The organism is Mucilaginibacter sp. P4_G9, from assembly GCF_056400985.1.
On sequence record NZ_JBFUKF010000121.1, the window covers coordinates 1 to 14,367 of the forward strand.

Annotated in this window: 11 protein-coding genes; 8 read left to right on the forward strand and 3 right to left on the reverse strand. The window is 41.3% G+C overall.

Annotated elements, in window-relative coordinates; translation table 11 throughout:
- Positions 1-126 precede the first annotated feature (126 nt).
- Both aroB and AC1DPZ_RS12430 read right to left on the reverse strand, forming a co-directional pair.
- A complete protein-coding gene (gene aroB, locus AC1DPZ_RS12425; RefSeq protein WP_477403730.1) occupies positions 127-1,185 on the reverse strand; it encodes a 3-dehydroquinate synthase in 1,059 nt (352 codons plus the stop codon).
- 3 nt (positions 1,186-1,188) lie between these two features.
- Positions 1,189-1,395 (reverse strand): RNA-binding S4 domain-containing protein, encoded by a 207-nt coding sequence (locus AC1DPZ_RS12430; protein WP_477403732.1) that lies wholly within the window; start codon positions 1,393-1,395, stop codon positions 1,189-1,191.
- 58 nt (positions 1,396-1,453) lie between these two features.
- Here AC1DPZ_RS12430 and AC1DPZ_RS12435 point away from each other — a divergent pair, with 58 nt between their 5' ends.
- The 7 genes from AC1DPZ_RS12435 (at position 1,454) to AC1DPZ_RS12465 (ending at position 11,695) form a co-directional block, all read left to right on the forward strand.
- Positions 1,454-2,656: a proline dehydrogenase family protein gene (locus AC1DPZ_RS12435; protein ID WP_477403734.1), complete on the forward strand. Its 1,203-nt coding sequence runs from the start codon at positions 1,454-1,456 to the stop codon at positions 2,654-2,656.
- Between the two features lie 177 nt (positions 2,657-2,833).
- A complete protein-coding gene (locus AC1DPZ_RS12440) occupies positions 2,834-3,190 on the forward strand; it encodes a YciI family protein (protein ID WP_477403736.1) in 357 nt (118 codons plus the stop codon).
- A gap of 70 nt (positions 3,191-3,260) precedes the next feature.
- On the forward strand, positions 3,261-4,487 hold the full coding sequence (locus tag AC1DPZ_RS12445) for an RNA polymerase sigma factor (protein ID WP_477403738.1): 1,227 nt from the start codon (positions 3,261-3,263) through the stop codon (positions 4,485-4,487).
- A gap of 122 nt (positions 4,488-4,609) precedes the next feature.
- Positions 4,610-5,482 (forward strand): OmpA/MotB family protein, encoded by an 873-nt coding sequence (locus AC1DPZ_RS12450; RefSeq protein WP_477403740.1) that lies wholly within the window; start codon positions 4,610-4,612, stop codon positions 5,480-5,482.
- 187 nt (positions 5,483-5,669) lie between these two features.
- Positions 5,670-7,988, forward strand: a complete 2,319-nt coding sequence (locus AC1DPZ_RS12455) for a PSD1 and planctomycete cytochrome C domain-containing protein (protein WP_477403742.1) — start codon at positions 5,670-5,672, stop codon at positions 7,986-7,988.
- Between the two features lie 4 nt (positions 7,989-7,992).
- Positions 7,993-9,450: a DUF1501 domain-containing protein gene (locus AC1DPZ_RS12460; RefSeq protein WP_477403744.1), complete on the forward strand. Its 1,458-nt coding sequence runs from the start codon at positions 7,993-7,995 to the stop codon at positions 9,448-9,450.
- 88 nt (positions 9,451-9,538) lie between these two features.
- Positions 9,539-11,695, forward strand: a complete 2,157-nt coding sequence (locus AC1DPZ_RS12465) for a c-type cytochrome domain-containing protein (protein WP_477403746.1) — start codon at positions 9,539-9,541, stop codon at positions 11,693-11,695.
- A gap of 179 nt (positions 11,696-11,874) precedes the next feature.
- On the opposite strand, the gene AC1DPZ_RS12470 is transcribed toward AC1DPZ_RS12465, so the two are convergent.
- Positions 11,875-12,564, reverse strand: coding sequence for a VIT1/CCC1 transporter family protein (locus tag AC1DPZ_RS12470; RefSeq protein WP_477403748.1), 690 nt, complete (start codon positions 12,562-12,564; stop codon positions 11,875-11,877).
- Positions 12,565-13,129: 565 nt separating this feature from the next.
- Between AC1DPZ_RS12470 and AC1DPZ_RS12475 the strand changes: the two genes are divergently transcribed.
- Entirely contained in the window at positions 13,130-13,945 is an 816-nt protein-coding gene (locus AC1DPZ_RS12475) for a patatin-like phospholipase family protein (RefSeq protein WP_477403750.1), read from the forward strand.
- Positions 13,946-14,367: the final 422 nt, after the last annotated feature.

Below are 14,367 nucleotides of genomic sequence, written 5' to 3' on the forward strand. Positions count from 1 at the left end.
GTGTATCACGTGTTTGATAGTAATGCCTGTCCTCCCAATAGCTTAAACCCATTTCAACCAGGGTTAAAACAACCAGCAGGCAAAGTATTACAAGCGCACTTATTTCAGATTTATCTAAATGGTCCATTATAAATTAATGTAATACAATAAACTATCACAAAGTTCGACTTCTGTGCAGATATTATCAATATTACATTGACCTATATTGGTCAGCAGGGTGCAATTTATATTACCGCTTTGGTTTTTCTTATCCTTTTTCATGATCTCCAGTAAAGCATCAAATGTTGATTCCTTAATGGTATAACGAGGGTACAAACTATTCAATGTTTCGGTAATCTCCTTCAACTCTTCGGCAGATAGCCCGGTTTTTTTATGTGCAAGATATGATTCGCAGATCATGCCTATAGCTATTGCTTCCCCATGTGATAAATGATCATCATCATTGATCAATGAATAGGTTTCAATAGCATGGCCTATTGTATGACCAAAATTTAGCGCCTTGCGGATTCCTTTTTCGTGCGGATCCTCAATGGTTATCTTGTTTTTTATCTCTACCGAGCGATGAACCAGTGCAGCCGATGGCTTATTTAGGTCACTTGCTTTAAGCTGATTCCAGTAGTTTGCATCCTGGATCAGTCCATGTTTTAGCATTTCGGCCAGGCCGGAGAGTATTTGTCTTGGGGGTAAAGTTTCTAAAAAACTTAGTTCAATAAATACCGCTTTGGGTGGGGTAAAGGTACCAATGATATTTTTGATGCTATCGATATCGATCCCGGTTTTGCCGCCAACTGATGCATCCACCTGGGATAACAGGGTAGTAGGTACATGTACAAAATCAATCCCACGTTTAAATGTAGACGCGGCAAAACCGCCAAGGTCGCTGATAACGCCGCCACCTAAGTTGATTAACAGGCTTTTGCGGTCGGCGCCAAAGTCAATCAGCATTTTCCAGATGCCTATGCAAAAATCAATGTCCTTGCTTTCTTCACCGGCGTTTATCTCGATGATATCAAAATTGTCCTGGTCTTCAATTTTACTTTTTACAAGGGGCAGGCAATGCTCAGCAGTGTTTTCATCAGTTAAAATAAAAAACCTTGAATAATGACCTTGCTTTACAAAATTAGCAAGTTCATCAATGCTGTTATCAAAGTAAATGGGGTAATTGTCGCTTTGAATAGTAGTCATAATTTAAATAACCATGATTTTATTTCCTCTGAATTCAACCAGGTCACCTCGTTTAACTTTAAGGCGTTTACGGTAATCCACCTGGCCGTTATAGGTCACTTCGCCCTCACTTACAACTATTTGTGCTTCACCACCGGTTGATACCAAATGGGAAGCCTTTAGTAATTGTATCATCGGGATATAGTCGCCTGTTAACTTAAATTCAATCATGGAGGGGCAAAAATAAACTATTCGTGGAATAATGAGTTATCATTTTATAATTTTGCACATGCTTTCTAACGAAACTAATAACAAATCCACACACGCTAAGCCTTCTTTTGAAAATACAGAAATCGCTTTTCGTCATTCATCTAATACAGACCTTAGCCGGGCTTACTGGTTGTTCCGGATAATTAATGTTAACTTTTTAGTAAAGATCGGTCCGCCGGTAACCAATTTTGCAATAAAAATAGGCCTGCCAATTAAGGGCCTTATCAAAGCCACCATATTTAAACACTTTTGCGGTGGCGAAACCATTGCGGAGTGTGATAACACGATAAAAAATTTATATAGCGGCGGAGTAGGCACCATATTAGATTACTCGATAGAAGGTGAAGATGATGAAGCCGTTTTTGACAGCACCCGCGATGAGATCATCAGGACGGTAGTAAGAGCAGCTAAAGACAAAGCCATCCCTTTAACAGTATTTAAAGTAACGGGGGTTGGCCGTTTTGCCTTGCTGGAAAAGCTGGATGCACGGCTACCACTTACACCTGAAGAAGAGAAGGAGTGGGAGAGAGTTCAAAGCAGGGTATTGGCCATTTGTGATAAGGCACATGCCAGCAATGTACCGGTAATGATAGATGCTGAAGAAAGCTGGATCCAGGAAACCATAGATTTGCTGGCCTTAACCATGATGACGCAGTTTAACACCAAAAAAGCTATTGTTTATAATACCTACCAAATGTACAGGCATGATAAACTGGCATCGATATTAAACGACCATGAAATAGCAAAAAGCGAAAGGTTTATTTTGGGAGCCAAAATTGTGCGGGGCGCTTATATGGAAAAAGAGCGTAAGCGCGCTTTAGAAATGGGTTACAATTCACCAATCCAACCTGATAAAAAATCAACCGACCTTGATTATGATTCGGCGCTTGATTATTGCACCAGCTACATTGATCAGATTGCCTTTATAGCCGGGACCCACAATGAAGAAAGCTGCCGTTTATTGGCCGAACTGTTAGATGCCAAAGGTATTGATCATAAACATCCCCATGTATATTTCTCGCAATTGTTGGGAATGAGCGATAACCTGAGCTTTAACCTGGCCGATGCGCAGTACAATGTCGCTAAATATGTGCCCTATGGCCCAATAAAAGCGGTATTGCCGTACTTGTTTCGCCGGGCACAGGAAAATACCGCTATAGCCGGGCAAATGAGCCGTGAGCTGAGCCTGATAGTAAAGGAACGGAGAAGAAGGGGCAAATAAAAAGGACGAAATCAAGAACCAGGATAAAAATAAAAAGCCGCTAATTGTTAGTGGCTTTTTTTGTGCAGTTTTTTTCACCCGGTTGTCCAATACCCCTTGTTTCATTTGTTATTGGGGTATAATTCATATATTTATTAACCCGGCAGCCAACCGGCAGCCAATTTAAACCAATACAAAATGAACGAGTTCTTAATCCTGATGCGTTTGGACCTGATAACCAAAGAAGCGCAGCCATCACCAGAGCAATTGGAGGGGTACATGAAAATGTATCATGATTGGGTAGGCGGCATTGCTGCTCAAAACAAATTTGTTGGTGGTACGGCCTTATCAACAGAAGGCAAAGTTTTAAAGTTTAACAATGTGATAACCGATGGCCCTTTTGCCGAGGTTAAGGAATCAATTGCCGGTTTTGTAACCATAAAAGCGAAAGACCTTGATGAAGCCGTAAGCATGGCAAAAGCCTGCCCGATATTATTGGGAGAAGGCAACAGTGTTGAGGTGAGGCAAATAACGGGCGGTCACTCCAATGCTTAAAATTTTCCCATAGCGATGGGGGGGGCAAACCCTATCGCTATATAAACATGCCTGGTACATTATTGACGCTATGTACAACGACCAACTAATACCACATTTATTCAGAACAGAGTACAGGAAAATTGTAGCTGTGCTTTGCAACCGTTTTGGTTTCGACCAGGTAGAAATTGCTGAAGATATTGCCAGCGAAACCTTCCTTACCGCTACGCATGCATGGGGACTGGATGGTGTGCCGCCAAATCCGCCAGCCTGGCTTTATAACGTAGCCAAAAACAAGGCTAAAAATTATCTGCAGCGAAATATCACCTTTGAAAGCAAAGTATCCGCCGAAATACTCAATAGAACCCCTGGTTATTACGAAACGGAGATTGACCTGTCGCCACAAAATATTAACGACAGCCAGTTGCAGATGATGTTTGCAATTTGCAACCCAACAATTACCGTTGAAGCGCAGATTGGCTTATCCCTGCGCATCCTTTGTGGTTTTGGGATCCAGGAGATAGCAGATGCATTCCTTAGCAACAAGGAAACTATTAATAAACGGTTATTCAGGGCTAAAGAGAAACTAAGGGAACTAAAAATAAAGATCGAATTCCCCGTACCAGCCGAAATTGATGAACGTTTAGCTCCTGTACTGACAACTATTTATTTGTTGTTCAACGAGGGATATTACTCCATTAGCCAGGATAAAACGCTCCGGAAGGAGCTTTGCCTTGAAGCTATGCGTTTATGTACTATGCTTGTGGAAAATCAAAATACCAATAAGCCCCAGGTAAATGCGCTGCTTTCGCTCATGTGTTTCCACGCTTCCAGGTTTGAAGCCCGGTTTAATAAAGATGGAGAACATATTTTATACGAAGAACAGGATATAAGCCTATGGAATACCGATTTAATAAGCAAAGGGGTATATTTTTTAAGTTGCGCCGCAAGCGGGAATAAATTGTCAAAATATCACCTGGAGGCCGAAATAGCTTATTGGAGCACTCAACGGGCAGATACTAAAGAAAAATGGGAAAATGTTTTACAGCTTTATAACCGATTGCTGCAGATAGAATACTCACCTGTTGCGGCGTTTAACCGCACATATGCGCTTTCAAAAGCAAATGGGAAGGAAGTGGCAATCATTGAGGCCGAAAAGCTGGAGCTAAAAGGTAACCACTTTTACTTTGCGTTACTGGGTCAACTTTATACCGGTATTGACGATTTGAAAGCCAGAGAACATTTTGCGAAGGCCCTTTCGCTTGCAAAATCAGACGGGGATAAGCGAAGTATTATGAAAAGGATGGAGGAGTTATGAGTAAATTATCTTGTCAGTAACGAAGGCTCATTTGTATAAAGGAAACTTTTCGGTCCGAATTTTGTTTGTACAGCTAAGCTGGTCATAAATACATTATAACCGGTAATATAAACGTAAATACCATGAAAATACATCATTTAGTACCGTTGATACTTATTGTCGCAACGGTAACTCAAAGTTGCGTGAGCAATAAAAAATATAAAGAGTTACAGGGTAACTACACCCAATTACAAAACAGCACCCGCGATCTTAGCGTAAAATACCAAACAAGTGAACAAGCTCTGGCCGTATCAACCGGCAGGGTAAAAAGCCTGGAAGAACAGATCGCTTCAGAGAGAGCGAACTCGGCAGCCTTGCAGGATGCCTTAAATAAATGTTTGGCGGGTAATAACCAGGGAGGTGTAAATATTGCAAAACTGGTAGATGAGATCAATGCTTCTAATAAATACATCAAGCACCTGGTTGAAACAAAAAACAAAMGCGACTCGCTTAACATGGTGTTAACCAACAACCTTACACGCTCCTTAAGCAGAGAAGAAATGCAGGATGTGGATGTGAAAGTGCTTAAGGGAGTAGTTTATATATCGTTATCAGATAACATGCTTTACAAATCGGGCAGTTATGAGATCTCTGATAAGGCAGGAGCAACGTTGAGTAAAATAGCCAAGATCATCTCGGATTATTCGAGCTATGATGTACTGATTGAAGGTAATACCGATAATGTGCCTATTAAACAAACTAACATCCGTAACAACTGGGATTTAAGTGCTTTAAGGGCGTCATCGGTAGTTCAGGCCTTGCAGAACAATTATAATGTTGATCCCAAACGTTTAACAGCAGGTGGCAGGGGCGAATTTAACCCTGTTGCCGATAATGGCACACCATCTGGTAAAAGCCAAAACAGGCGTACCCAAATTATCATCACACCTAAGCTCGATCAGTTTATGGATTTGATAGGTAAAGCGCCGGCTACGACAACGGCGCCTAAGCAGTAAAGATTTTAACGTATTTCTTAAATAAAAAAGGCCTTGGCAATTTAGCTGAGGCCTTTTTTATTTATATATACCTGGTTGCTAAATGAGTTAAGTATAATTGTATATACATAATTGAAATCAAGTTGTAAATTGCAATTGAAATTCTTAATTTTAAATTTCTGTAGACCAATTAACCAATTTTAAGCCAATGTTCCGGAAGTTATATTATGTATGGCTCGTGATAGCAGCCTGTGCTTTGTATACGCTTCATGCCTGCAATTCGTCTGGTCAGGGTGATGCCGAACAAGTGCCCGATATCGTCAGCTATAATTTTAATATCCGCCCTATATTATCTGATAAATGTTATAAATGTCATGGTCCTGATGCCACTCACCGCGAAGCTGATCTGAGGCTTGATATGCCCGAAAGCGCCTATAAAGCACTAAAAGATAACCCAACTGCCCATGCCCTGGTTCCCGGCGATCCGCTAATGTCTGAAGTATATCGCCGTATATCTACAAAAGATACGGCCGAGCAAATGCCGCCGCCATCATCAAACCTTAAAAAGTTAACATCCTTTGAGGTTGCTTTGATTAAAAAGTGGATAAAACAGGGCGCTAAATACGAAAAACACTGGGCCTTTGTTCCTCCGCGTGCTTATCCTATTCCACAGGTAAAAAATACGGCATGGCCTAAAAACGCGATAGATAACTTTGTGCTCCAAAAACTGGAGCAAAGGGGCATTGATCCAAATCCAGAGGCTGATAAAGAACGACTGCTGAAGCGGGTATCCCTTGATCTTACCGGCTTGCCGCCAAACCTGCAAATGATGGACAACTTTTTGGCCGATAAAAGCCCCGAAGCTTACCAAAAGGTGGTTAATCAGTTAATGGCAAGCCCACAGTATGGTGAAAAAATGGCCCTGCACTGGCTTGATGTTTCCCGCTACGCCGATTCGCATGGTTTCCAGGACGATAATTACCGCACGCAATGGCCATGGAGGGATTGGGTAATACATGCCTTCAACGAAAATATGCCGTATGATAAATTTATAACCTGGCAATTAGCAGGCGACCTGATGCCAAATTCAAGTAAAGAGCAATTGCTGGCAACAGGCTTTAACCGTAACCACAAAATTACCGAAGAGGGCGGTGTAATTGATGAAGAGTACCGCGTAAGCTATGTTACCGATCGGACCAATACTTTTGGCAAAGCTTTGCTGGGCATTACGTTGGAATGCGCCCATTGCCATGATCATAAATTTGACCCATTTTCGCAAAAGGAGTATTACCAGGTGTTTGCTTTTTTTAACAATGTAAAGGAGGTGGGGCTTCAATCAACCGTTGGCGGACCCGAAACTTATGCCAAGCGGCCTATGATGCAAATCAGCAATGAGGATGTTAAAAAGATCCTGACGTTTATAAACAAGCAGGATACTGATAAACTTATCGTGTCTGTAATGACAGATAGCGACAAGGTACGGCCAACCTATGTCCTTAAACGCGGCAATTATGATGCCCATGGCGATGAAGTTGAACCCGGAACTCCAAAATCGATACTACCGTTTACGGCTAACTATCCAAAAAACAGGCTCGGTTTGGCCGATTGGATGTTCAATAAAAAAAATCCCCTTACTGCAAGGGTATTTGTAAACCAGGTATGGCAGGAGTTTTTTGGCAAGGGCATAGTGAAAAGCTCGGGCGATTTTGGTATGCAAGGCGATCTGCCCTCGCATCCCGAACTGCTTGACTGGCTTTCTGTTGATTTTATGGATCATGGCTGGGATATTAAGCGATTGGTGAAACAGGTGGTTATGTCTGCCGCATACCGCCAATCTGTGGTAATCAGTTCTGAAAAGTTAAAGACAGATCCCGAAAATACTTTGCTATCGCGTAGCCCACGTTACCGCCTGCCCGCCGAGTTTGTTCGCGATCTGGTGTTGGCCAGCAGCGGCTTGCTTAACAGCTCTATTGGTGGGCCCAGTGTAAACCCTTACCAGCCGCCCGGCCTTTGGGAAAACGCTACATCGGGCCGCGGGATATTGGCTAATTATAAACAGGTGCATGGGGCCAACCTTTATCGCCGGGGCATGTATACGCTCATTAAACGTACTGTACCTCCGGCGTCATTAGGAATATTTGATGCCAGTAACCGCGATCAGTGCGAGGTAAAACGCTTACGCACCAATACGCCGTTACAAGCGTTGGTGATGCTTAACGATCCTACCGTGTTAGAATCAGCACGGGTTTTGGCTGCCGGGTTATTACAGGATAAAAGCCAGCCTAAAGATAAAATAACCAAAGCGTTCCGTTTAATTATGTGCCGGCATCCGCAGGAAAAAGAATTAGCCATACTAACAGCTTATTATAATGACGAGTTAAAAGGGATGAAAAAAAATGATGCCGGAAAACTACTAAGTGTAGGCGAATACCCCGTGCCTGCAAACCTGGATAAAATAACCCTGGCAGCTATGATGAAGGTAGTTGATACTATTTATAATTTAGAAGAAGCGATAACAAAAACCTGACCCAATGGAAAAAGATTTTTTAGAGAGCAGGCTGAATATAAACAGGCGCAGGTTTCTTTCAAGATTAAGCCTGGGCATTGGTAGTGTGGCATTAGGATCGTTACTTATTCCGGATCTTTTTAGCGGCAGCGGTGGCGAGAGTGAAGCCGATTTCATACCGGGGGTACCCAACTTTGCACCAAAAGCTAAAAGGGTTATCTACCTGTTCCAGGATGGAGCGCCGTCGCAACTGGAGTCATTTGATTATAAGCCGAAACTACGGGAAATGATGGGGCAGGAGCTACCGCCTTCGGTACGTGGTAACCAGATATTAACAGGGATGACCGCCAAACAAGCATCATTCCCGCTTGTGGGCTCATTTTATGATTTTAAGCAATACGGCGAATCGCGGGCATGGGTTAGCGACCTGTYCCCGCACATTGGTAAAATTGCCGATGATATATGCATTATCCGCTCCATGAACACCGATGCTATAAACCATGATCCTGCGCTTACTTTTTTACAAACCGGAGCGCAACAGGGTAATCGCCCCAGTATGGGTTCATGGGTAAGCTATGGTTTAGGCAGCGAAAACAAAAACCTGCCGGCATTTACCGTGTTGTTATCAAAGGGTAAGGGCAATGGCCAGGGTGTTTACTCTAAACTATGGAGTAACGGTTTTTTAGATTCCATTCACCAGGGTGTACAATTTAGCAGCGGCGAAAACCCGATTTTGTATCTTAACGATCCGGACGGAATGGACCGGCACGAGCGACGTAAAATGCTGGATAATTTGGCGGCTCTTAATGATATCAATTATAAAGAATTTGGCGACCCCGAGATAAATACCAAAATACAGCAGTACGAAATGGCATACCGTATGCAAACCGCTGTGCCTGAAATTATGGATGTATCTAAGGAATCAGATGATATTGTGAAGATGTATGGCCCGGATTGTTTGATTCCTGGCACCTATGCAGCCAATTGTTTACTGGCAAGAAAACTATCGGAGAACGGTGTACGCTTTGTACAGCTATATCACCAGGGATGGGATCAGCACAGTAATCTGCCACAGGAAATGGCCGGACAGGCGAAAGATGTAGACCAGGCATCGGCTGCATTGGTTACCGACCTTAAGCAACGTGGCTTGCTTGATGAAACGCTGGTAATATGGGGAGGCGAGTTTGGCCGTACTAATTATAGCCAGGGCAAGCTTGAAAAAGCCAATTATGGCCGCGACCATCACCCACGTTGTTTTAGTATCTGGATGGCCGGTGGCGGTATTAAACCCGGCATAGTTTACGGCGAATCGGATGATTTTGGTTATAACATAGTTAAAGATCCTGTTCACGTGCATGATTTTCATGCTACCATCCTCAACCAGTTGGGCATCGATCATGAAAAATTAACCTTTAAAAGTTTGGGGAGAAGATACAGGTTAACCGATGTTGCCGGGAAAGTGGTGAAGGGAATAATAACCTAACACAGTTTGGACTTTTTAGGATGGTCAGGGTTTAGGAGCCCCGAAGTATTTTACAGGAAATTAATTAAAAAGCACTCTTGCTTAATATATGAAAGGCAGCCATAAGGGTTTTGCAGACGGCGCATTATTTGCACTAAATATTTTCATTGTAGTTTTACTGGTAGCTGGCAATAGCCTGGTTGTACCGCAATGGCTACAGCCGGTAGGCAGGATGCACCCATTGATACTGCATTTTCCCATCGTGATACTCATATTGGCCATGGTGATGGAATTTTTTCGTTTCCGCGTTGAGTTTGTAAATGAAAAACTATATCAAAACTTTACCAACTACCTGTTGGTGTTAGGGGCGCTTTTATCGTCAATAACAGTTGTTATGGGCTTGTTGTTATCTAAAGAGCCTGGTTATGAGGGTAATACTTTGCAATGGCACAAGTGGTTTGGCGTATGCGTGGCATTTATGGGTTATGGGGTCTATCTTATTCGCAATACGCCCCAGTATACAGCAACACAGGCCAAAACAGGGGCTTTGGTAACGGTGTTTTGTTTAATAGTTGCCGGCCATTTTGGTGGCAACCTTACCCATGGCGAAGATTTTGTTTTTGGGCCGATAATGGACAAAGAGAAAAACAGAGTCCCAATTGATAAGGCATTGGTTTACCAGGATGTGATAAAACCCATTTTTGAGATGAAATGTCAGAGCTGCCATAACTCTGATAAAATGAAAGGCCGTCTTATACTCACCACCCCGGCGATGATACTAAAAGGGGGGAAAAGCGGGAAACTCTTTGTACCCGGTAATCCGGCAATGAGTTTGCTTCTTCAACGGGTGCATTTGCCCGAAGAAGAAAAAAAGCACATGCCCCCTACAGGTAAACCACAGCTTACAGATGAAGAAAAAATGCTCCTTTATCTTTGGGTAAAAAACAATCCCGATTTTAAGAAAAAAGTTATTGACCTGCCTGCAACAGATTCATTAAGAGTAATTGCATCAACGCTGTTAAAGCCTGCAGAAAGCATCGAAGAGGTTTATGATTTCGAAGCTGCTGATGATAAGGATATTAAAAAGCTAAACAATAATTATCGGGTTATTTATCCGTTGGCTAATGAATCGCCAGCCCTGGCGGTTAATATATATAATAAAAGCACTTATAACATTCAGATTTTGAAAGAGTTAAGCCCCATTAAAAAACAGGTTGTGTCTCTTGACCTTAATAAAATGCCCGTAAAGGATGCTGATCTGAAAGTTATAGCAAAGTTTGAAAATCTTCGCCGGCTTAACGTCAATTTTACTGATATTACCGGCAGTKGGTTAAAAGAACTGGTGGCTCTAAAGCATCTTAAAAGCCTTTCGGTTGCAGGTATAAAATTAAGGCCTACAGATATAAAACAGTTAATGGCCATAAAAAGCTTAACAGAACTGGCTGTTTGGGACACCGGTTTAAAAACTGCCGATCTTGTACCCTTGCAAAAAGCAAACAAGCAGCTTAAGCTCTTAACCGGGTTTAAGGATGATGGAAAAGCCATAAAATTAACCAGTCCACAGTTAAAAAACACTACTGTTGTATTTAAGCAAAGCTACCAGCTCCAATTGAGCAATCCTATAAAAGGAGTTGATATCCGTTATACTACTAATGGCAGCGTTCCAGATAGCGTTCGCGCTGCGTTGTATACACCCGGTGTAATATTTACACAAAGTACAGTTGTAAAAGCCAGAGCCTTTAAACCAGGATGGATAGGAAGCGACACGGCACAATTCAATATTTATAAATGCGCTTATACGCCTGATAGTGTGGCCTTTTTAAAATATCCGGATAACAAATACAAAGGCGACGGCCCAAAAACCATAATTGATAAAGAACTGGGAGGAAACAGTTTTGGTAATGGTAAATGGATTGCATCGCAAAAAGATATAGAGATGCTGATGTGGTTCAATAAACCTGCAGATTTGCATTCAGTTAACCTCAATGTAATGCGTAACACCGGTTCGCAAATATTTTTACCCTCTAAAATTGAAGTATGGGGAGGATCAGATCAAAATCACTTAAAACTTTTAGGTTATACCACCACGGCAATGCCGCTTAAAAACGATGCATTTGCTACTATGAGCCTGGAGTGTAAGCTAAAAACAGGCCGGTTGATATCTTGCTTAAAATTAGTAGCCAAACCGCTTAAAAATGTGCCTTACTGGCATCCGGCTAAAGGAAAGCCGGCCTGGGTGTTTATTGATGAGGTTTTTGTTAATTAAACATAATAACCAGCATGATAAATGCATCAACGGCTATCAACGAACAGGTAGCGGGCATATTATTGATATTGGACGTGAGGTAACAGACCTGTGCATAGGACTGCAAAAAAACTACTGCTGAAAAAATGGCCCCTTCATAAGCCAGGGAAAATATTAAAAGCAGTTGGTTGTGTTAAGTTTTACTTGCCATTTATAAGTTTTGCCATTCCAAAAGCAGCACCAGCTGCTAATGCACCAATAACAACTACTTTTAATGMCCCGCTCAGTGCTGGCTGCCCTGTAAGTTTGCTTTTGAAATAACCGAAAATAAACAGGCAAATTGAAGTTACAGCACAGGAGTAATTTAAAGCCTCCTGCGCATTATCTATTACAAGGTATGGTGATAAAGGAATAATTCCTCCCGCTATATAGGAGAATCCTATTGTTAAGGCACTTTTTGTGGCCCTGTTAGGGTTTGGTTCTTCCAAACCAAGCTCATATTTCATCATAAAGTCGACCCATTTTTTTTTATCTTTTGATAGTTCATCAGCAATTTCATCCTGCAAATGCGCTGACAAGCCGAATTCCGCAAAAACTTCTTTTACCTCAGCCTTTTCCTGTTCTGGTACTAATTCAACCTCGTTATACTCCCTTTTCAGTTCTGAATTATAATGATCAACTTCGGTACGCCCGGCTAAGAAGCCTCCCAGACCCATTGCTATTGAACCGGCAACTATTTCGGCTATGCCGGCTGTTACTACCAGTCCCGATGAAGTGATGGCCCCGCTAAGTCCTGCTGCCAGGGCAAACGGAACAGTTAAACCATCAGACATGCCTATAACAACATCCCTGATGATTTCTGAACTGGTAACATGATGTTCTTTGTGCATTATGGTAATATTAATAGTTTGGCTTTTTGGATCCGTTGCTTTAAGTATTTAAATCAAACATCGGTAAAGCAATCCATTATTTAAAACCAAGGCTTAACGAACACACACGAAACTTGGCCTGTATTCTGTTTATAATACCCGTACCTTATCTCTAATTCATGCATACAAACCATGATGACTGATACTGCTCTGCATAATTATTTATTCCAATAAAGGGCCATCAATAGGTATCTTTCTGGAAGTTTAAAAAAATGTATTTTAATAATTTAATATTCAGTAGTTTATGTTGTGGATAGTTTACTTGTGTTCCAATATGTAAAAGTCAGGCGTTTAGTAATCAAAAACCTTATGGCCAGTAACTACATTTGCCACTTTTACGTATAATTACATTGTCTATATCATATAAAACGAATAGCAATGCCTGATCGGGAATAATCATCCTCTCAAAACAAACAAATTAATATCTTTCGGCTCACGTTTTTAAAAAACAGCTCCGCAAATGGGTCTTAAAAAGATTCAAACTTTATAGTAAATATTAAAGTTCTCATATTAAGCTAAAATGTAAATGAATACAAACGCCGATCAAAATAAAACAACTAATATAGGATTAGCACTATCGGGCGGTGGAGTACGTGCGGTGTCTCATTTAGGAGTTATGCAGGCCTTAACCGATTATGGCATTAGGTTCTCCCATATATCCGGCACAAGTGCCGGAGCAATTGCCGCAGCCTTTTTTGGGGAAGGGTATGCGCCGAAAGATTTTTTACAGATGCTTAAACAAACAAGCCTGCTTAAATTGCTGCGCCCCTCATTTGGTAGCACGGGTTTGATCTCTATATTAAAAACACGCTTTTTAATAAAACACTATATTCCACACAATTCCTTTCAAAAACTTAAAATTCCTGTTACTGTTACGGCTGTTGACCTGGGTGAAGGAAGGCTGGTGTACTTTAATGATGGTGAACTCGATATGGCGATTTTAGCATCGTGCTGTTTGCCGGGCATTTTCAAACCCATTATGCTTAACAATCACATGTATGTAGATGGCGGGGTGCTCAATAATTTTCCGGTTGAACCATTAGTAGGTAATTGCGATTTTATTATTGGTTCGTCCTGTAATCACTTAGAGATAGTTACAGAGATTAAATCTTTTGGTAACCTGATTGACAGGGCTGCTATGATCGCAATCAACTCCACCCTTAATACCCATAAAATTTTATGTGATGTTGTAATTGAGCCGCATGGGTTGGGCGGCTACGGCATATTTGACATGAATGCTGCCGAGGAAATTTATATGATTGGTTATGAAGAAGGTTTGAAAACTATTAATGGGAACGAAAAGCTGAAAATACATTGCCAGGATAAAAATAAAAAAGGCTGACAAATGATAAATTGAATCGTTTTGGCAAGCGGCATTGTTAAAGTTATATACTTGATTTACTGATAATTACATTAAAACGTTGCAAAGAAAGATAGCTCTTTGTTCATTGGGTTAAGTGAATGCTTTGACGTAGTTTCTGCTGCTCATAAAACAATGTTGACTTAAGCCGAAAGTTCTATCAGGTTTGACAAAAAAGATTTCTATAGTCTGTTGGTCTGCAAAACATTTAAAACTTCATTGTCATTTACACATTTATTTTATTAAAATAAACTACATTTGGTTATATTGGTTTCTGTATCGAACACGTAAGCCTGATTAACCAGTTATTCATATTAATGAGAAGATTATTATTTACCCTGATAGGAGTAACGGCCTTTTTATGTGGTTCTGCTCAAAGTTTATTTACTAAAAAAGTAAGGAAG

Excerpts from the sequence above, each read along its gene's own strand:
- aroB (WP_477403730.1), bottom strand. The coding sequence starts at position 1,185 with ATGACTACTATTCAAAGCGACAATTACCCCATTTACTTTGATAACAGC.
- AC1DPZ_RS12430 (WP_477403732.1), bottom strand. The coding sequence starts at position 1,395 with ATGATTGAATTTAAGTTAACAGGCGACTATATCCCGATGATACAATTA.
- AC1DPZ_RS12435 (WP_477403734.1), top strand. The coding sequence starts at position 1,454 with ATGCTTTCTAACGAAACTAATAACAAATCCACACACGCTAAGCCTTCT.
- AC1DPZ_RS12440 (WP_477403736.1), top strand. The coding sequence starts at position 2,834 with ATGAACGAGTTCTTAATCCTGATGCGTTTGGACCTGATAACCAAAGAA.
- AC1DPZ_RS12445 (WP_477403738.1), top strand. The coding sequence starts at position 3,261 with ATGTACAACGACCAACTAATACCACATTTATTCAGAACAGAGTACAGG.
- AC1DPZ_RS12455 (WP_477403742.1), top strand. The coding sequence starts at position 5,670 with ATGTTCCGGAAGTTATATTATGTATGGCTCGTGATAGCAGCCTGTGCT.
- AC1DPZ_RS12475 (WP_477403750.1), top strand. The coding sequence starts at position 13,130 with ATGAATACAAACGCCGATCAAAATAAAACAACTAATATAGGATTAGCA.